17 protein-coding genes are annotated in these 20,465 nt (G+C 39.3%); 10 read left to right on the top strand and 7 right to left on the bottom strand.

Annotated elements, in window-relative coordinates:
* Window positions 1–20: 20 nt before the first annotated feature.
* Together A6E04_RS09970 and A6E04_RS09965 are read right to left on the bottom strand one after the other, a co-directional pair.
* On the bottom strand, window positions 21–2,429 hold the full coding sequence (locus A6E04_RS09970) for a beta-mannosidase (protein ID WP_017022589.1): 2,409 nt from the start codon (window positions 2,427–2,429) through the stop codon (window positions 21–23).
* A 166-nt stretch (window positions 2,430–2,595) separates the two neighbouring features.
* Window positions 2,596–3,237, bottom strand: coding sequence for a hypothetical protein (locus tag A6E04_RS09965; RefSeq protein WP_017022590.1), 642 nt, complete (start codon window positions 3,235–3,237; stop codon window positions 2,596–2,598).
* 259 nt (window positions 3,238–3,496) lie between these two features.
* Here A6E04_RS09965 and A6E04_RS09960 point away from each other — a divergent pair, with 259 nt between their 5' ends.
* The 7 genes from A6E04_RS09960 (at window position 3,497) to A6E04_RS09930 (ending at window position 10,843) form a co-directional block, all read left to right on the top strand.
* The gene (locus tag A6E04_RS09960) at window positions 3,497–4,408 is read left to right on the top strand and encodes a LysR family transcriptional regulator (RefSeq protein ID WP_017022591.1); all 912 of its coding nucleotides are present in this window, start codon (window positions 3,497–3,499) and stop codon (window positions 4,406–4,408) included.
* Between the two features lie 142 nt (window positions 4,409–4,550).
* Window positions 4,551–6,518: an alkyl/aryl-sulfatase gene (locus A6E04_RS09955; RefSeq protein WP_017022592.1), complete on the top strand. Its 1,968-nt coding sequence runs from the start codon at window positions 4,551–4,553 to the stop codon at window positions 6,516–6,518.
* Window positions 6,519–6,805: 287 nt separating this feature from the next.
* A complete protein-coding gene (locus A6E04_RS09950; RefSeq protein ID WP_017022593.1) occupies window positions 6,806–7,768 on the top strand; it encodes an HlyD family secretion protein in 963 nt (320 codons plus the stop codon).
* Window positions 7,761–8,687: an ABC transporter ATP-binding protein gene (locus A6E04_RS09945; protein WP_017022594.1), complete on the top strand. Its 927-nt coding sequence runs from the start codon at window positions 7,761–7,763 to the stop codon at window positions 8,685–8,687. Before A6E04_RS09950 ends, A6E04_RS09945 begins: the two co-directional genes overlap by 8 nt.
* Window positions 8,684–9,784 (top strand): ABC transporter permease, encoded by a 1,101-nt coding sequence (locus A6E04_RS09940; RefSeq protein ID WP_017022595.1) that lies wholly within the window; start codon window positions 8,684–8,686, stop codon window positions 9,782–9,784. Before A6E04_RS09945 ends, A6E04_RS09940 begins: the two co-directional genes overlap by 4 nt.
* Window positions 9,785–10,047: 263 nt before the next feature.
* On the top strand, window positions 10,048–10,335 hold the full coding sequence (locus tag A6E04_RS09935; RefSeq protein ID WP_065611275.1) for a hypothetical protein: 288 nt from the start codon (window positions 10,048–10,050) through the stop codon (window positions 10,333–10,335).
* Between the two features lie 67 nt (window positions 10,336–10,402).
* Window positions 10,403–10,843 carry a hypothetical protein gene (locus A6E04_RS09930; protein ID WP_065611159.1) on the top strand — a complete coding sequence of 147 codons (441 nt, stop codon included), beginning with the start codon at window positions 10,403–10,405 and terminating at the stop codon, window positions 10,841–10,843.
* Here the strand turns inward: A6E04_RS09930 and A6E04_RS09925 are convergent.
* Window positions 10,820–11,305: a hypothetical protein gene (locus A6E04_RS09925; protein WP_017022597.1), complete on the bottom strand. Its 486-nt coding sequence runs from the start codon at window positions 11,303–11,305 to the stop codon at window positions 10,820–10,822. The genes A6E04_RS09930 and A6E04_RS09925 overlap by 24 nt on opposite strands.
* Before the next feature lie 627 nt (window positions 11,306–11,932).
* Window positions 11,933–12,820 (bottom strand): LysR family transcriptional regulator, encoded by an 888-nt coding sequence (locus tag A6E04_RS09920; protein ID WP_065611157.1) that lies wholly within the window; start codon window positions 12,818–12,820, stop codon window positions 11,933–11,935.
* A gap of 294 nt (window positions 12,821–13,114) precedes the next feature.
* Between A6E04_RS09920 and A6E04_RS09915 the strand changes: the two genes are divergently transcribed.
* Window positions 13,115–14,581, top strand: coding sequence for a peptide MFS transporter (locus A6E04_RS09915; RefSeq protein WP_017022600.1), 1,467 nt, complete (start codon window positions 13,115–13,117; stop codon window positions 14,579–14,581).
* 365 nt (window positions 14,582–14,946) lie between these two features.
* Window positions 14,947–16,431, top strand: coding sequence for a dipeptide/tripeptide permease DtpA (gene dtpA, locus A6E04_RS09910; RefSeq protein WP_023602671.1), 1,485 nt, complete (start codon window positions 14,947–14,949; stop codon window positions 16,429–16,431).
* 165 nt (window positions 16,432–16,596) lie between these two features.
* Here the strand turns inward: dtpA and A6E04_RS09905 are convergent, their stop codons facing one another.
* Window positions 16,597–17,283: a DNA-3-methyladenine glycosylase I gene (locus A6E04_RS09905; protein ID WP_017022602.1), complete on the bottom strand. Its 687-nt coding sequence runs from the start codon at window positions 17,281–17,283 to the stop codon at window positions 16,597–16,599.
* 162 nt (window positions 17,284–17,445) lie between these two features.
* On the opposite strand from A6E04_RS09905, the gene A6E04_RS09900 reads away from it, so the two are divergent.
* Entirely contained in the window at window positions 17,446–18,375 is a 930-nt protein-coding gene (locus A6E04_RS09900; protein WP_065611155.1) for a Gfo/Idh/MocA family protein, read from the top strand.
* A gap of 100 nt (window positions 18,376–18,475) precedes the next feature.
* On the opposite strand, the gene A6E04_RS09895 is transcribed toward A6E04_RS09900, so the two are convergent.
* Together A6E04_RS09895 and proX are read right to left on the bottom strand one after the other, a co-directional pair.
* Window positions 18,476–19,135, bottom strand: coding sequence for a nitroreductase family protein (locus A6E04_RS09895; protein ID WP_017022605.1), 660 nt, complete (start codon window positions 19,133–19,135; stop codon window positions 18,476–18,478).
* A gap of 322 nt (window positions 19,136–19,457) precedes the next feature.
* Window positions 19,458–20,465, bottom strand: coding sequence for a glycine betaine/L-proline ABC transporter substrate-binding protein ProX (gene proX / locus A6E04_RS09890; RefSeq protein WP_023602668.1), 1,008 nt, complete (start codon window positions 20,463–20,465; stop codon window positions 19,458–19,460).

Below are 20,465 nucleotides of genomic sequence, written 5' to 3'. Positions count from 1 at the left end.
TTTTTTAACGCTAATGCCTATTAATAGCTGTTTGATAAATCATAAACACGTAAGGTTTTGGTTACTGTTTCGATGTCATCCCCTAAGTAATTTATAGTGATTGGGGTATTCGGTAATAACGTAAAACTTGAATCACTGAAACGGCCTTTTCCGTCGTGTTCTAAATGCACAAAGAAAGCGGGATTATCAGAGCAAAGCGTAATGCGATCACCTTCTTGAATAACCTCAATATTCGCTTTTTTAATGGTCAGTTGTTTGAGTTTTGGTGTTGCAAACCATGTGTTTTGAATGCGTTCACCATTGACGTCTATCTCGACAAAGAAGAAGCTGTTGTTTTTACTCACTTGAAATTTTTCTTTGCAAAGTGACCAAATCACATCGTTGCCATCAGGTTCGATAGAGTAGTTAATTGGCCATTGCCCGAGGACTTCACCGTTAAAATCCATCCAGTAAGCTGTACCATCAATATGACGTTCAAAGCGGTTATCATTAACAGCTCTGATCTGAAGTTCAGTGTCTGTTTCTTCAAAAGGCACATACGTTGGCGCAAAAAAGCGTTTGGCGTGATAGTGCAATTGCTTCCAACGGCCACTGTACTCAATGCTTGACCACGAACTAACTGGCCAATTATCGTTTAATTGCCAATACAGCATGCCACGGCAAATAGGACTGATGGCTCTCCAGTATTCACAGCCAGTCTTAATCGCCATGGATTGTTGAACTTGGCTTAAATACAGCATTTGCTCAAAGTTGGATGGGAAGCGGAAATAACGAGTAAACATTTCTGTGATGATGCTGTTTCCTCGCCCATTTTTTTGGTGACCCTCAAACGTGGGAGAGGTGACATTCCAGTCTGATTCTGGCACAAAGCGTTTCACTTCAGCAAAAGAAGGCCATGATTGAAAGCCAAATTCAGAGCAAAAACGTGGTTTGATGTCCAAGTACGCATTGAATGATTTTCCTGAGTGCCACACATCCCAAAAGTGCATGTCTCCTCGGTTATCATTGTGCCATGCATCACCAAAATCCATGTCACCATTGCAGGGCGAACTCGTCCAAAAACGGCGGCTTGGGTCTTCTTCTGCAATCCATTGAGCAATCTTACGGTTTAGACGATCATAATTAACCGTGTAGGTGGTCTTATTATGTTTCGATTCGTCATACCAGCCGATGGCGCCAATCACTTCGTTATCTCCACACCAAAGTACGATAGAGGCATGATTTTTTAAGCGCTGAACTTGCTGACGGATCTCCGGTTCCACTTCCTTCATGAAAGCATCAGTAGAGGGATACAGTGAACAGGCAAACATCATGTCTTGCCATACCATTAATCCCAGTTCATCACACAATTCATAGAAGGTGTCGGATTCGTACTGGCCGCCACCCCACACGCGGATCATATTCATGTTCGCGTCTTTTGCACTGCTTAACAGGTCACGGTAGCGAGTTTCTGACTCTAGGCTTGGCATGGCATCCATCGGGATCCAATTTGCGCCTTTTGAATTGATTGGAAAACCATTAATAATAAATTCCATCGCCGAGCCAATCGCGTCTGCTTTGTTATTTAATGCTAATTGTCTTAGGCCTATTTTTTTTGAAATTGATTGGCCATCGAGCTCTATCGTTAGAGGATATAAAGGTTGTTCACCGTAACCGGAAGGCCACCAAAGTTCAGGGGTTTCAATTGGGAAGATGACCGTGGTTTCGCCTTGTTCATGACTGGTAATGGTTTGGATTCGTTCTCCAAACGTAACGGTAATATCGTGCCCTGACATTAAATCATGCTTGATGCTTACGCTGACATCGACACTGCCTTGATGCCATATTTGTTCTGTATGAACTGAATGCAAAGTGATGTGTTTAATAGGATCAATGTAAACGGGGTCATAAATGCCAGACACCAATAAACAAATCCCCCAATCCCAACCTGAGTGGCATTGGGTTTTGCGGATCAAGTTCATGTGAGGCACTTTATTATTTCCAACAGCCCAAGGAATAGGCATCGATAATTGCTGTGCTCGTTGTTTTCCTTCTTCGTTTACACGCGCAAAATGAACATCAATGATGTTGTCTCCAAGTACGATAAACGGTTTGATATCAATACGGTGCTGCTGAAACATGTTGGTGCTACTTAATACTTGCTCGCCATTAATAAAAACATCGGCAAGGGTATCTAATCGACTGAGGGTCAATAACAGTGCTTTAGCGTTAAGATCGTCTTGAGATATCGAGAAAGAACGAGATAAATGCCAATCGCATTCTCTCACCCATTGAACGTGTTCTTCATTTGTTTCTTGATAAGGGTCAGCAATGATATTGGCGTTAAATAAGGCGTGATAATTATCACCCGGAATGGTCATTGGAATAGCAATATGTGAATGCGTAGGAGAGGTGAGTGTCCAATCGCCATTAAGGGAAATCTGCGACATAAAAAATCCTTCTGATGCCGTTAATAATATAGGAAAGAATAGAAGGGAAGTGTATGTCTGAGATAAGGTAAAAAATGTGATTATGCTCTCGGATAAGAGTGAATTATCCGGGTTAAATTATGTAAATTAGAGTCTTGCCGCAAATTTTTGTCGAGTGTTTCATTGTTTAACAAAGCTGAAAGTATTGACTAATTTCTTGTCCTGTTGCGACTTCTCTGTGACTTTCTTTTATTAACCAATTTAATGGGTTACGAACCCAAGGTTGTGGGTCTTGCGCTGGAAAGTCATCCACGCAACGTAAGCCGACAACATTCCATCCTTGTTCTTTGCATGTATCGATACAGCGTTTTGCATGCCAAGACTGAGCAACCACAATAACCTCTCGCGATGCGATGTTTTTTAGTGCTTCACGAGCAATGTCTGCGGTGGTTTGGTAGTCACTGTTTTTAATCACACTGGCTTGATGAACGTTAGGGTAATGCTGGGCTATTTCTTGTTGCAGTTGTACATGAATATCAGGGTGTAATTGCTGAATGTTACTTGCCAATGCACTGAGCTGAGTATTCACATCTGCGCTGTCGCCAAATGAAAAAGCAAGCAAAGTATCGGCTTGATTAATATCACCAAAAGGCGCGAGAAATGGTTGACCTAAAGAAAGGTATTGTTCTAAACGTTGCTTTGAAGAAAGAGGCAATTGATACGATGAATTGCAGTAGTTAAAACGAAGCGTATTAAGACGTAAAAAAGAGGCAAAATCATGATGGATTTTGATATCTGAGCTTGATAGATAATTCATGAGATCACGCATAGCGTTATCCTCTTTCAAAAGAATGATAGTCATTGAGATTAACAATCCGTTGTTACCTTTTAAGGCTAACAATGAAGCGATATGATGAGTAGGAAATAATCACCTAATGCTATCTAGTCTTATAAATTAAACTTTATTTTTATAAGGTTATTTGGTTGTCAAAAAGAGACAGAAATAGAATACCTTGAGGCAGTGTTAGATTTTTGATTGTAAAACTGCTTATAATTAGATCACTAAATAATTGATGTGGTAGGAATTCATGGATCTAAATTTACTCAAAACCTTTGATATAGTAATGAACACACGAAGTGTGAATGAGGCGGCGGTGAGTTTAGGGATTACGGCGCCAGCAGTCAGCCATACATTGAATCGACTGCGTGAACAATATCAAGATCCATTATTTATCCGCCAAGGAAGAGGGATCGTCCCCACCAATTTTGCAACTGAATTACACGCTGAAATTCAAGAACCATTGAGTTTATTATTGAATGGTGCAAAATCTCGTCAAGCGTTTGATCCTGCAACGAGTCAGCGAACCTTTCGTATTTCTAGCCATAAAGATCTCGATTTGATGATTGTTCCCCCCTTAATAAAACATCGTGATGAATGTGCACCTGATGTGAATTTTAAAGCCGATATTGAACACTTAAACGAGGAAGACAGACAGGCTGATTTACGCATGCGTAAGGTGGATTTAATTTTAGCAACGGTGCCACTTGAAGAGCATGGTTATCATAATCAATTATTGTTTGAATTACCGTTAGTCGTCGTGTGTAGAAAAGACCACCCAAGAATCAAAGACAGTATTACTCAAGAGCAATTTTTTGCAGAGCAACATCTCTTGTGGAAAACTCAAAGGATGGATAACTACATCATGGATTCACTATTAAAAGAAAAGTTACCTCAAAGAAAGGAAGCTTATACCGGTGGGTCTATTTGTAACTCAATAATGATGGCAGCTCAAACCGATTGGTTGTGTGTCACTGGAGTTTGGCATGCCAAGATGCTCTCTACAATGTTACCACTTACCATTTTACCACTGCCGTTTGATTCACGGCCACTTCCTGTGTATATGACATGGCACCATTCGCAGCAATCGGATACCGGCCATCAGTGGTTAAAGAAAACGTTTGAAGAGGTAACTCAACATTTACCGCTATTGAACTTATGAATTAGTTAATCTATTTGGTTCTGGATTAAATATAACTAAATCCACTTTTAACAGTGACGCTATCGATCGTTTCGCTGATAAGCCCTACTATTTCTCCAGCGACGAACAAATTGCATTGTTCGCTCATATTGAGAGATTATTAATGTCATTTAAAAAATCCATCATATCACTGGCGGTTGTAGCTACTCTGGCTCCTGCCTTTGTTTTTGCTGCACCAACAACCAGTCAGCCAAAAGAAGCAACGACCTACACGATTCAAAAGAATGATCAATTAAAGCAATATTTAAATTTTGATAATAAATCGGATTTTGAAGATGCTTCTCGTGGTTTTATTGCTAAATGGCCAGAAAAAACAATTAAAGATGCGCAAGGCAATGTCGTTTGGGATTTCTCAAAGTTTGATTTTATTAATCAAGACAAAGACACTCAAACCATTAACCCTTCTCTTCTTCGTCAAGCCAAACTAAATAACATCAATGGCTTATTTAAAGTTAAAGACGGTGTTTATCAAGTTCGTGGTTTTGATTTATCAGTGATGTCGTTCATTCGTGGTGATGATGGTTGGATTGTTATCGATCCGCTTATTTCACCAGAAACGGCTGCTGCTGGTCTAAAATTATTACGTGATAAAGTAGAGAACCTGCCAGTAACGGGTGTTATTTTTACTCACTCTCATGTTGACCATTTTGGTGGTATTTTAGGCGTAACAACTCAAAAAGCCATTGATGATGGTGAGGTAGCTATTGCAGCACCAGAAGGTTTTTTCACACACTCTATTGCTGAAAATCTAATGGCAGGCACTACCATGTCGCGTCGCTCTTCATACATGTATGGCAACCTTCTTGATGCGAACAATAAAGGCATGGTTGATGGCGGTTTAGGCAAGACGACGTCATCAGGTTCACCTGGTATTGTTAAGCCAACTGAAATTGCAGAGCACACTGGTCAAGAAATGACGATTGATGGTGTTGATCTAGAAGTGATGATGGCTCAAGAATCAGAAGCGCCTTCTGAATTCATGTTCTATTTCCCTGAATACAAAACCATGATGGCTGCGGAAGTAATGACGCACACTATCCATAACATTTCGACATTGCGTGGCGCAAAAACACGTGATGCATCTTCGTGGGCGACTTACGTAGACCAAGCATTACATACGTATGGCGACAAAGCAGACACCATGATTGCTTCGCACCATTGGCCTACATGGGGTCAAGAGAAGATCAAAGGACAGTTAGCGAAAACGCGTGATATGTATAAATACGTTCATGACCAAACGCTACGTCTTGCAAACAAAGGGTATACGCCAAATGAAATCTCAGCAGAAATTAAACTGCCAGATTCATTAGGTAAAGAGTGGTACAACCGTGGTTACTACGGTACGGTTTCTCATAATGCACGTGCGACTTACGATTACTACTTCGGCGCATGGTGGGACGGTAACCCAGCCAATCTAAACCCATTAACACCAACGGAAGAAGGCACTAAATACGTTGAAGCGATAGGTGGCGAGAAGAAAGTCATTGAGCTTGCTGAAGCGGCAATTAAAAAAGGCGAATACCGTTGGGCGGTGACTCTGTTAAATAACGTGACTTTTGCAAACCCTAAAAATATGGATGCACGTTATTTAGAAGCGGACGCAATGGAGCAACTAGGCTATCAATCAGAGTCTGGTCCTTGGAGAAACTATTATCTAGGCGGCGCTAAAGAATTACGTAATGGTATTAAACCAGTCGCAACGCCAAACACAGCAGCAATCGCCGTGAACATGCCGTTTAATCAGTTCATGAAATACCTTGGTGTGACAGTGAAACCTGATGTTGCAAAAGGCATGAACATTAAAGTAAATATTGATGTTAAAGGCGATGGTAAATACTCAATGGATTTAAGTAATTCAGTATTGAAGTCTTATACAGATACTCAGTTTGATAATGCGGATTTGAACATTACGTTATCGCGTCAAGCGTTTGAAAACATGATGTCGAAAAAATCAGTATTGAAAGATGAAATGAAAGCGGGAGAATTTACGGTTTCTGACCAAGCTAAATTCCAGCAACTGATGTCGGTATTTGATCAATTCAATTTATGGTTTGGTGTAGTAACCCCATAATAGAATAACGAAAAAGTAATAAAAAGCCCGATTGAATGAAGGGATTCAATCGGGCTTTTTTATGGACGAAAGATAATGTCGTTAAATAACCTTTCTGTTTATAAGTCATTATTTTATTTAAGTATTAACATTTTTGAAGATGTTAATACTTTATAAGATGACATTGTAATTAGCCCCGTTGAATGAAGATATTCAATGGGGCTTTTTTTAGGAGTAAGATGGGATTGTTTTGAGTGATGGCGTTATTTTTACTAAACTGTAAGTAGTTAATATCAGGAGAGAGAAGGATGCGTAAATTATTATTAGGATTCATCTGCGTGGTGATATTACAAGGTTGTGGACCTGAGCAGCGTGATGAAGCCCTAGGAACGTTAGAACGAGACAGAGTGACCTTCTCTGCGACCTCCAATGAGATTATCCGAGCATTACCGATGAAAGAAGGTAGTGTGGTAAAAGTTGGAGATGTGTTGGTTCAACTTGATACAAAAAATCAAACTGCAGTTCTTGCTTACGCTATTGCTAATAAGGCGAAAGCCCAAGCGTATTTACAGCGGTTAACCAATGGCGAGCGGCCTGAAGATATTGCGTCTGCTCAAGCCCGAGTTGATCAAGCGAAAGCCCAATTGATTGATGCTGAAAAGACCTATCGTCGAATGGTTGAATTGGTAAAGAAAAAACTGACGAGTCAATCAAATAAAGACGCGGCTTTAGCGTCGCGGGACTCTTCTCGTGCGGCATTGAATTCTGCCAATGAAGAGTTCTCCAAACTGACTTCAGGGGCAAGACCAGAAGACATCGATCAAGCCAAAGCAGAGCTTGATGCAATGAAAGCCGAAGTGGTGTTACAACAGCAAAAATTAGATGAGTTAACCATTGTCGCAACACGTGATGGAATTTTAGATAATCTGCCGTACAACTTAGGTGAGCGCGTTCCAGTTAATGGGTTTGTGGCGGTTATTCAAGCAAATCGTATCCCTTATGCCAGAGTGTATGTTCCTGCCTCTTATCGTGTTGGGTTTATTCCGGGGAAAACGTTTTCAGTGGCAGTGGATGGCATTGATTTACCCTTTAAAGGCACAGTTCGCTGGGTTGCGTCCGAGCCTTCATTTACTCCTTATTATGCACTGACTGAAGAAGACCGATCGCACTTGATGTATTTAGCCGAAGTCGATTTACCCGAGTCTGCGGCTTCTCTACCTTCGGGGGTTCCTGCTCAAGTTATCTTGAAAAAGGACGACTCTAATGACTGATTTCGCGATTAAAGCCACCAATGTGGTAAAGAAATTTGGTGATTTTACCGCGATAGATGGCATTAATTTATCCGTCCCTAAAGGCAGTATTTATGGTTTTTTAGGACCAAATGGATGCGGTAAATCGACCACTATCCGCACGCTAACAGGATTACTGAGTCCTACATCGGGCCATATTGATGTACTTGGTTTACGTATCCCTAAAGAGTCCGAGGCATTACGTTTGAAAATTGGTTACATGACTCAAAAGTTTTCTTTATATGACGATTTAAGTGTGGAAGAAAACCTAGAGTTTATAGGTCAAATTTTTGGAATGGAAAAACGATTATTAGCCGCGCGTATTACAGAACAACTTGCTACTTACGGTCTTGACCAACTCCGAAAACAACGGGTATCGGGCATGAGTGGTGGTCAGAAGCAACGGTTATCATTAGCGGCGGCGACAATGCATGATCCCGAATTATTGTTTTTAGATGAGCCAACGTCAGCGGTGGATCCTGAAAATCGTCGAGAATTTTGGGAGCAATTATTTGATCTGTCCGATAAAGGCACCACTATTTTGGTGACGACACATTACATGGATGAAGCGGAACGTTGCCATCGGTTAGCGATTATGGAATCTGGCGTTATTCGTGCCGATGGAGAGCCAGAAACATTAATGGCAAACATGGGGGTGAATATTGTTGAAGTGAAAACGGATAATTTACGCGTATTAAAAAACAGGTTAATAAAGCGAAATGAAGTGAGATCCGCCGCTCAGTTAGGAATACGATTACGAGTGCTTATTCATCAACGTGTGAGTGACCCTATTTTATGGTTGAGAACCGAATTTCCTGAGTTAAAAGACGCAGAGATGAATAGGGCGCGCCCAAGTTTAGAAGATGTCTTTGTTACCGTGACAGGGAAGGGACGCCAATGAAATCACTTAATCGTATGAAAGCCATTATGCTTAAAGAGGTTCGTCAATTATCACGAGATAAATTGACCTTTGGCATGGTTATTATGATCCCCTTGATTCAATTGTTATTATTCGGTTATGCGATTAATACCGACATTAGAGACATACCTGTTGCGGTTGTTGATCAAAGTGAAAGTGCCTTTGGGCGAATGATCACTGAATCGGTGAAAGTGACTCAAGTGGTTAGCGTTGAGCAACATTACTCAACCGTAGAAGAAGCAGAAAAAGCCATCCAACAGGGTATTGTTCGTGCTGCGTTAGTATTACCAAAAGATATTACTCAGCGGATGATGCAAGGAAGAGAGCTAGGGCAATGGATTGTTGATGGCTCAGACACCATGATAAGTGCGGCGATTCTTGGCTTACAAACCATGCCATTAACGGATCTTGATTTTGATGTGCGAAACAGCGCTCATGCGAAAACGTTTGAAGTCACTTTGTTCTATAACCCAAGTCGACGATCTGCGGTCAATATTGTTCCTGGACTACTCGGTGTTATCTTAACCATGACGATGGTGCTTTTTACCAGTTCTGCGATTGTACGAGAAAGAGAAAGAGGGAATTTAGAGCTACTCATTACGACACCAATACGATCGTTTGAGTTGATGGTTGCTAAAATTATTCCGTATATCTTCGTTGGTTTAATTCAAGTCTTCATTATTCTTGGTTTAGGTTATGTAATTTTTGGTGTGCCGATTAATGGATCATTAAGCCAAATTTTATTAGGCACATTATTGTTTATTGCCGCAAGCTTAACTCTTGGATTGGTGATTTCGACCATTGCGAAAACACAACTTCAAGCAATGCAAATGACTATCTTCATCTTATTGCCTTCGATTTTATTATCAGGTTTTATGTTTCCGTATGAAGGTATGCCTGTTATTGCTCAGTGGATTGCTGAAATTTTACCCGCGACACACTTCATGAGATTGATCAGAGGCATTGTTCTACGTGGTGCGGATTTGATGGATTTATGGCGAGATACGTTGTGGATGATTATCTTCACTGCTATTGGTTTATTTATCGCGTCTAAGCGATTTAAAAAGTCTTTAGATTAATAAAGCGTTGTTTGTACCAAAGGGATTATTTAATCTGATTAAACGGTTCATCTAAATTTGGTGAGCCGTTTTTTGTTAAATATAGTTATATATAATGTGAGCTACTCTCGTTTTTATTACTTTTCCCATTGTTCGTGGAGTGATTTCTTTATATATTTATCTTAATTATGAATGAATTAAGTTCTATTATTCATTCAGTAAATAAAGCATCACGCCAATTTGACTCCCCTTTTGAGACGTTTTATTTTACTGAGGAAATGAATATGACTAAATATCAATTTTTTTGTATCCCTGATAGTGACCGTAAACACTATACCTACCTTGATATGGCCTCTGACTCTTTTATTAAAGAGAAAGCCGCGCTTTTGCAACAAGGCTTTGAAGTTGAAGATGATGCTATCTATGCTGACACGCCTAAAGAAGCTGTTGAAAAATTTAACTCTAATTTTATTTATGCTGTTGATGAATATGGCAAAGCGGATACTGGCTATAGTGTCGCTATTTTTTTCCAATCCATCTATAAAATGATATTTGGTAAAAAGGTAAGCTAATTAATATCAAGTAATTAAGTGTTTGATTGGTATTAAATAATGATAAAAATAGAATGGGTATGGCATTATGGATAACGTATTATTTGAATCGACAGAATATAAAATTACTCAAGCTAATTTTACTTATCAAGGACATTCAGAGCCATTGGGTAATATTACTGGGTTAACTATTATTGAATGGTCGATGAAAGATAGAATGAAATACGCACTAGGATTAGGGTTGTTTAGTCTCGTTATGTTTTACACCATTGGGTGGTTTCTTATTTTGCCTATATTGGATGCTCTTAGCCAAGAATCGTCATTTCCTTGGGTTGAAACTGCCACTTTACTGGTGTTTATTGTATTTATTCTGGTTGGCTATATACAGCGTAAAGGCTATTCTTTAGAACTCGAAAGTAAAAATGGCAATAAAGGTACGATAGGAAAAAGCCCCAACACACTACTTTTTGATGAATTATTGATTGTATTTTCCCAAGCGAAAAAGTTAGAACACGTCGCCAAAAGATAACTCAAGATGGTGCATAAATATAACGCCATGGGTATCAGGTATGATCCCATTAACTAAAGAAAGAGATGTACTTTTGGTGATCGGATAAGAGAGAATAATTTGAGGTATCAAATAAAAACTGATGTTTTCGTTGATGTAAGTGATGATTTGGTCTTTTTCATACCCAGTAACCAAACCGGTTACAATACCGGCTGAAATAGACAAGTCTTGAATTTTTAAGGCTTGCTCTACTTTAAATCGCCAACCAACGAGTACGGATGTGTTGTTATAAGAATTAGTAAAATGAGCAATACTGAACCCATCATTTATGCTTAATCCGATTAAATCATGATTCTCATTATAATCGTAATTATTATCAATATAATGATTACTGTAGCCTAAAAAGGCGATGCTGAGAGACGCTGCTTTAGCGAATGGACAAAAAAGCCAAACGGCAAGTATTGGTATTGAAATCCATTTCATTTATCCACCTACAATAAAAACGTTTTTATTTAATAGTAAGTTTAATAAAGGAAATTGAACCTCACATTATTTTTTTGTTATGTTTGAACTACGCCATGAAAATCACATGGCCGCAAATACAAAGCCAAACACTACGGGTCTCACTATAGAACCATTCTTGATGTTGATGACAGCATGGGCATACTAATTTCGTCATAATTCTCTTCCGTATTAACTTGTTACATAAATAGTATTGAAAGTAAGTTTCTTTTTTTCAAATCAAAAATGGAGGTTATAAAGACCGTTTCGAGGTAGACAACAGTTTTCTGTAATTGTTAATACACTCAATAGGAAAAAATAAGCGAGAGATTAATCACGGTTATTATCTTCTTTTTTATCAATAAGTGTTTTTTAGGATTATGATCACAAAATTGAGTACCTATTTTTGAGTACACTAACTAAGAAATAAACAAGCACGATGTTAAACAGAAGTACGCTCATGGAGGAGTGATGTTTTATGGTTGAAGCGGGTTTAAGTCCGTTAACCGAATTGGTTATTTGGATAAGTTATGCGGTGACGATTATCACCGCAGTATTAGGCGTTGGATTTTTACTTGAGCTAAATAAGAAAGAGTGATAATTCGCCACCTAGGAAAGTTTTGTTTGTAATAAATGACGAATGGTGTCGTAACGTTTAGATAAGTTACGATGCCTTTTTTGTACCAAATAGAGTGTTTCTTCTACCGAATTCATTCCCTTCGCAATATATAAAGAATCTTTGTCTATAAAGTTCTCTACTGCACTTTTTGGTAACACCGTAAATCCCAGCCCTTTTGATACAGGCAATAATATTTGGTTTAGTTGATTTACGTACCCTGTTTTTGGCAGCTCACTTAGATTCATGTTTGCCAACGTCGGTTCTCCGCACAAATCAAAATAGAGAGACAAATAATGTAGGGAGTCAGGGTGAGAGATTAAACCACATTCACGCAAGGTATCGGCGGTGATTTCTTTTCCTTGGTACGCTTTAGGCAAGATCAGACATAATGTCTCGGTTCCTATTTCTTGGCTATGATAAAGACTTTTACTTGGAATGTGGGTAACAATGCCTAAATCGATGTTGGATGACATCATGTCTGCGAATATCTTTTGATTTGGGGCCGCCTCAAGATGAATAGATAATCCAGAATGCTCTTTTTGTAATGAAAGTAATGCAGGGTAGAGCCATTGTGCCAATGAACCAGAACAAGCTAACTTACATTCTCCAGAGTAAGGGTTATCAAAACTGAGGTCTTGCAACAGTTCTAACTCTTCTTTGGCTGTCTTCAACGCATATTCATACACTCTTTGGCCTTGCTCTGTTAATTCAAAACTTTTCTTTTCTCGTTTTATTAATGCATAACCACAAGCCGATTCTAATTTTTTGATGTGTTGGCTTACTCCGGGTTGAGTCATATAGAGTTTTTCGGCTGTCTGGGTGAAGTGACCCACCTCAATTAAGGTTTTAAAGGTATGTAACCAAAGAGGATTTAACATGTATGCCTACGATAATAGAAAGTTATGATATTTAGAGTATATGATAATTTTAGATTAACCAACCTCAAATATAGTGTTCTTTAAATGAAGAATATGTCTGTTATAAGCGAGTGATTATCAAAAAGCATATGGCTCTTTTCTTGAGTGTCTATTTTTGCAAACTTATGTTGCACGGGATTTGCCGCAATTTTCTTGGTGTTTTGAAAGTTGCTGTGTATGTTTACCCAATATTAATGAATAAGTATCGATCATTGATAGTGATACTTATTTAATGCAACAGTGACAGGACAACAGATGAATACGATCAAACAGCCTAAAGGGTTATTTCATATTATTTCGATCCAAATGTGGGAATTCTTTAGCTATTACGGTATGCGTTCTTTATTGATTCTTTTCTTAACTGAGAAGCTATTAATGTCGGATCAACACGCGTATGCCTTATATGGTGCGTATACATCGTTAGTGTACGTGACACCTATCATTGGTGGCTATTTAGCGGATAAATACTTAGGTAACTACTGGTCAGTGGTTATTGGTAGCCTATTAATGGTGAGTGGACACTTTGTATTGAGTCTTCCAAGTAGCGATCATACGACTCTGTATTTAGCGTTGTCGTTGATCATTTGTGGTTACGGCTTCTTTAAAACCAATTCAAGTTGTTTATTGGGTGAGTTGTACCAAACCAAAGAACAAGAGCACGGGCGTGAAGCGGGTTTCTCTATTTCTTATATTGGTGGCAATATCGGTTCGGTTATTTCTCCTATCTTATGTGGTTTTGCTGCGATGAAATGGGGTTGGAATGTTGGTTTCTCATTAGCCGGTATCGGTATGCTTGTTGGCTTGTGTGTTTTTTCTACTGGCCGTAAGTATTTTACTCATGTAAGACAACCGAATATGAGTGCATTAACGAAAAGATGGGCAGGGATCCCGCATTGGTTCTTACTGGTTATTTTAGTTGCGCTATCGACCCTAGGTTTGGTTTTTGTATTGAAAAACTTATGGGCGGGTTACATTTTAACCGTGATTTGTTTGATGTCTCTTGTGCATATCATTAATTTGTACCGTAAAAGTCATCATGAAGATCGTCAAAAGCTGAATTCAATTATGTACTTTATGCTGTTTGGTACCGTGTTTTGGGCATTTGATCAACAAGGTGGCAGTTCTATTAGCTTGTTTATCGAGCGTAACGTAAATACAAACGTTGGCGGTTTTACTATTCCTACTGCTTTTTTCCAATCAGTTAACCCTATTGCGGTTATCGTTGGGGGAGCGGCGGTTGCATGGTTATGGAAAATGCTTGATTCAAAAAGCATTTCAGTAAGAACATTAACTAAGCTTAATATTGGTCTTTTGTTACTGACGGCTGGTTTTAGCTTAATTACCCTATCATCTAAATTGGCGATGGCGAGTGGCGAAACGACCTTTGTCTGGTTATTGATTGGTTTATTGTTTATTGGCGTTGCTGAGTTGTTCATTGACCCTGTGGCACTTGCGGCAATTACACGATTGAACCCACAAGGAGCAACGGGCACATTAGCGGGTATCTACATGCTTGCAGGTGGCTCTGTGGCGAATTATCTGGCAGCAGATATTGCACAATTTACAGCGACAGACACTGGAGCAGAAGGCGGGGCATTAGATTTAATTGTCTCTGCAACACAGTATCATCACGTATTCCAAAGTATTCTATTTGTGACTATTGGTGTCTTTGCTCTTGGCGTATTAGTTGATTTTAAACATCGTAAACAAACGGGTATGTAAGTCTAATAAGCGACAATATAACTAGTAAAATGAATGGCAGTAGATGATTATATCTACTGCCATTTTTATGAATCGTATTTTCTTTTCTCAAAATTATGTCTATAAAACAAACAACTTCCTATTTATCAACGACTGCTGATGAGTGTCATCGTAATGTCAGTATAATTTGTTACTAAATGTTTCATTATATTTTATTCTGTAATCTTTTGATTCAATAGGTTTTTATTGTTTTTATCAATAATGGTAAATTAGATTCCATTTATGGCTAGTGATAAGTAAATGTTAAGTAAGTAAGTTGGTTGTGTAATGCATAAATATATATAAAAAAAATAATATACAATCACAACACATACAGGAAGTTACTTATGTCTAACTTGAATGTTTTCAAGCAACCGAAGCAATTCTATTTAATATTTTCAATAGAGTTTTGGGAACGCTTTGGTTTCTATGGCATGCAAGCCATTTTAGCTGTTTATCTCGTTAAAATTTTAGGAATGTCAGAATCAGAGTCGTTTGTACTCTTTGGGGCATTCTCTGCATTGATTTTTGGTTCGGTCGCCATTGGTGGTTGGGTCGGTGATAAAGTCATTGGCACAAAACGAACAATTACACTCGGCGCTCTTATTCTCACCATCGGTTATGCGTTACTTGGTATTTCTGCATCGGCAGGCAATATCGGTGGCTCTGGTTTGATTTACGTGGCGATGGGTTTCATTACAATGGGTAATGGTTTATTTAAAGCCAATCCATCAAGCTTGCTTGCAAAAGTATATGACAAAGATGACCAACGCTTAGATGGTGCATTTACGATGTATTACATGGCGATTAATCTTGGTTCATTCTTCTCTATGTTACTGACTCCGTGGATTGCGAGTAAATTTGGCTACGGGATGGCGTTTAGCGTCAGTGCTGTTGGCTTGATCATTACTGTAATTAACTTCTTAATGTGTTCTCGTATGGTGAAAGGCGTCGGTTCTGAACCGGATCTTGCTCCTGTAAACAAAGGCCGTTATTTAGGCGTGGTTGTTGGTGCGGTAGCATTAAGCTTTTTATGTTCAATATTATTGCAAAACATTTTCTATGCTCACGCAATCTTAGTGGTCGTTGGTGTTACGATTGTTGTTCTTTATATGAAGGAAGCATTTAAAATTCAAGGTTTGGAACGTGCAAAAATGTTGGTGGCATTTGCCCTAATGTTACAAGGCGTTGTGTTCTTTGTTCTTTATTTCCAAATGCCAACCTCATTAAACTTCTTTGCGATTCATAATATCGAGCATAATTTGTTTGGTATTTCAGTTGCTCCGGAACAGTTCCAAGCATTGAATCCATTCTGGATCATGATTGCTAGCCCAGTACTTGCCATTGCTTATAATAACTTAGGTGAGCGTTTCGCTATGCCTTACAAGTTCGCTTTCGGTATGGTGCTGTGTGCATTGTCTTTCCTTGTTCTTAAATTCGGTGCAAGCTTTGCTAACGCAGATGGCATCATGAGCTCTAACTGGTTAGTGGTTTGTTATGCGTTCCAATCCGTTGGTGAGCTACTTGTTTCTGGCTTGGGTCTTGCGATGGTGGCACAACTTGTTCCACAACGCATGATGGGTTTTGCAATGGGTATGTGGTTCTTAACCTCTGCTACTGCGGCCGTTATTGCGGGTTGGGTTGCGACACTAACAACGGCACCTGCAGGTTTAACGGATGCAAATCAAACTCTGGCTATCTACAGTGATGTATTTGGTAAGATTGGTTACGCGACAGCAGTTGTTGCAGTGATTACGTTGTTGATTGCACCAAAACTGACTCGCATTATTCGTGGTGAAACCACTGAGCAATCAGATACTGCCAACGCATAATAAAGCGAACAATGTATAAGATATTATTGGCTTAATGTATTTAGGCTAATAAAGTAAAAGCCAATTTGAGAACGCTTTAAAAGTGTGATTCAAATTGGCTTTTTTTATGATAAAAATCAGTAATAGAAAAGTAGGCCAGTAGATAAGATGCTCGTTAATAAGCCGTTAAATACGATTATCACCACAGCTATACGCTATGATTTGACTGATCTCCGATAAGCTGCGCCCAGACTCTTTTTGCCATTGATTGAACGCGTTATTCGCCGCTTGCTGTGCACGTTTCGTATCACGGCCGCTGTCAACGATGTCACAGCTGCGTAAGTAACCTTCTACGTCCGATGACATGATAAATGTATCAACACCCATCTGACGCAGCGCATAGGCTCCTGTGTTCCCTCCGAGTCGTTTTCCATTTTTCTTTAAATAGGCCCAAAGTCCGATGATGTCATCACTTGGCCATTCTGCAACCATCTTACCAAATGAACCATTTTTCAGACTCGCAATGTTAATCATCATGGCATTGGCTGGCACGGTCATCACCTTGGTTAAATGGCGAATAATTCGTGGGTCACTGGCTTTTTCTTCCCAAGTTTCTTCTGGTTGAAGTAATAAGGGTTGAATGCGAAATTGGAAAAAGACCTCTTCAAAATTAGGCCACTTTTTACGAACGACGTCCCATGAGATACCACACTGAAATACCTTTTCAGTAAACGCGGCTAACCAACGGTCATTGGGAATATCAGCAAGTTCTTCACGGGAAAGAGGTTTATGAAGTCGTAACTCCAGTTGATCTTTTCCACCTTTACGTTGTGCCGCTCGTTGATAAATAGAATCAAACTTTTCAATCGTCATGGTTTTCTCAGGTAGAGGAGACAATGGATAGATTGAAGCATAAATAAGCGTGTTTTTGTATGACTTATGATGAATATTGTCTTAATAACGTGAACATCTTAAGAATGTTAAAATAATTTAAATTATACTGAAAAGAGGCGATTAATATAAACAAGGATAAGAATGAAAATTGGAATCATCGGTTTAGGGGATATTGCTCAAAAAGCCTACTTGCCTATCATTACTCAGCTCGAAGGGGTAGAGCCTGTCTTCTGCACTCGAAACTCTGAGACATTAAAACAGTTGGCCTCAAAATACCGAGTTGATCAGATCTGTGAAGATTACCCACAACTGTTAACGATGGGGGTAGATGCCGTTATGATCCACGCCGCAACTAAAGTGCATGTTGATATTGCGTCTTTTTTTCTGAAAAACGGTATACCTACGTTTGTTGATAAGCCACTTGCTGACTCAGCAGAAGACGTTGAGAAACTTTATGCGATGGCAGATAAGCACAATCAACCGTTGTATGTTGGGTTTAACCGTCGCCATATTCCACTGTATAACCAACATTTGCCTGAACTAGCAAAAGGTGAGCTAGGTCATTTACGTTCGCTGCGTTGGGAGAAACATCGCCATGCATTGCCTGGTGAACTTCGTACTTTCATTTTTGATGATTTTATTCATCCTCTAGATAGTATCAATTTAAATGCTCAATCGAGTATTGATGATCTCAGTATTACCTATCAAATGCAGGGCAATAAGTTGGCGAGATTGGACGTGCAATGGCAAGCAGGGAATACCCTATTGCATGCCTCAATGGATCGTCATTTTGGTATTACCACAGAACGTGTCTCTGCCAGTTATGAAAATCAAGCTTACGAATTTTCTTCTTTTGTGGAAGGCAAAATATGGCAAAACAGTACAGAGCAAAAACTCACACTACAAGATTGGACGCCGATGCTGAGCAGTAAAGGGTTTGATCGCATGATCCAAGATTGGATTCAGGTGGTAGAGAAAGGGGCATTAGCGAGTAAGACAATAGATCGCAATATCGCGACTCATCAATTAGCTGAGTGTATTTATCAAAAAATACGAGATAAGATAAAATAGAAAGAGGGCGCTCGTAATGATTGCCTAATGTTCTGTTATTGATAGATACAAAAAAGGCCAGACATATGTCTGACCTTCTCTATAATTATTGTTTCTATTCTTATAGAACAGTAATTACATCTTCCATTGGTAAACGTGCTTTTGGAAGACCGTAGTTATAATCTTCAACGTCTTTGTGGTAGCCCAAAGCAAGGGCAAAATCACAAACATAGCCATCAAGCTCGTCTTTGAATGTTTCACCAATTAGTGCGGCATCAACCCCTTCCATAGACGTTGAAGCAATACCCATACGAGCAAGCGTATGCAGTGTGTTACCTAAAGCAATGTAAGATTGAGCTTTAGTCCAGTTGCCGTTAAAGCCAGACTCATCTGTATTTAGCTCAACAAAACCATACGCACCATCAAGCATGTCGTTGTAACGCTCAGCTGGAAGGTGGCCAGAACTTACTTCAGCATCAACCACTTTACGGTATTGTTCTTTATCGAACTTAGGGTTGTGTGCGAATAAAATTGTGTGTGACGCTTCTTTCGCATGCGGTTGGTTAAACTGGAACATGTTCGCAAACGTACCGTGGAAACGCTCTTTTGCTTCGTCACTTTCAAGAACGATGAATTTCCAAGGTTGAGAGTTAATTGAAGACGCAGATAAGCGAATCGCTTCTTTAATCACATCCATGTCTTCTGCTGAAATACGTTTAGTTGCGTCGTATTTTTTAGCGGTGTAACGAGAGTTCAAATCGGCAATAATTGGGTGAGTCATATCTACTTCCTAAATTCGTAAACAAAAGCGAAAGGCAGAACATCCGTCCAACGCGTTGTTGATGGGAGTAATATAAGCAATGTTAGTTAAGATAAAAATAGCGTATTTATCCAATGACTATGGAATAAAAATACCATAATAACGCTTCGTTTATTTATTGTGCAGTATAAAAAGATCGCCGAATTTGATGTTTGCTTCTGTGGTGCGGTGAATATTCAAGGTTCAGAGATCAAAAAGGCCAGTAGCGTGTGCTAATGGCCTTTGTTTAATGACTTAATGTTTGATGTTATGTAACCACTTACTGTTACGATCTAGCCATTGATTACATTGCGGCTTTTTTCGCTTCGGCTATCCAAGAATCAAACAGTTTCTGATTTGCTTTTATCCAACCGTTCACATGAGATTGAATATCAGCTGAGCTGTTTTTGCCTTTGCTCATCATCATATTCTGAGCACTCACGTCATTGATATTCAATTTCATGATTTCAAATAGTTTAGCGGCTGATGGGTTTTCAGCAGCAAACTCTTTGTTTGCAATAATACGCATAGAGTTCATTTCAAAACCGTAGTTCTTGCCGTTAGACAACGTAGTATCAATATCTTTACGATCACCAGGTAGGGCAGAGAAAGGCACTTCTAACCAGACTACATCTTTATTAGGAACAAGAACGCCACTTACCCAGTAAGGTGTCCACGTGTAATAAAGAATGGATTCACCGTTTTTATAACGAGAGATAGTATCGGCAATGATTGCCGCGTAATTACCTTGATTATGCGTTACGGTGTCGTTCAGTTTGTAGGCAGATAACTGATTTTCAATAACCAGTTCACAACCCCACCCCGGGTTACAACCGGTTAAATCGGCTTTGCCGTCACCATCAGCATCAAACAACTTAGCAATTTTAGGATCTTTTAATTGACCAATGTTTGTGATGCCATATTTCTCAGCGGTTTTCTTATCAATTAAGTAACCTTGAGCGGCACCGCTAACGTATTGGCCTTGGCGATAGAATTTATCATCGCCACCAGACATCTTGTATTTATCGGCATGAAGTGGGAACCAACCAACCGCTAAAAATGTGGCGTCGCCTTTTGCGATTGATGTATAGGCAACGTTGTAATCAACCTCTTTTGTTGGTTTTACATCGTAGCCGAGTTCTTCAAGTGCGCGATTTACAATCGAGGTTTGGAAGGTCTCTTCAGCAACCGTTGATTGAAGAGCTTGAACCGTCACACCTTCGCCAGGAAGTTTTTCAGCCCAAACGTTGGTTGATAAAGCGAGTGTAGAAACGATACCCACCGTTAGCGCTTTCTTCCATGAATTAATCAT

The sequence above is a fragment of the Aliivibrio logei genome, from assembly GCF_001691055.1.
GTDB lineage: Bacteria > Pseudomonadota > Gammaproteobacteria > Enterobacterales > Vibrionaceae > Aliivibrio > Aliivibrio salmonicida.
The sequence above is the reverse complement of the archived record's forward strand: the minus strand, read 5'-3'. Positions and strand labels throughout refer to the sequence as shown.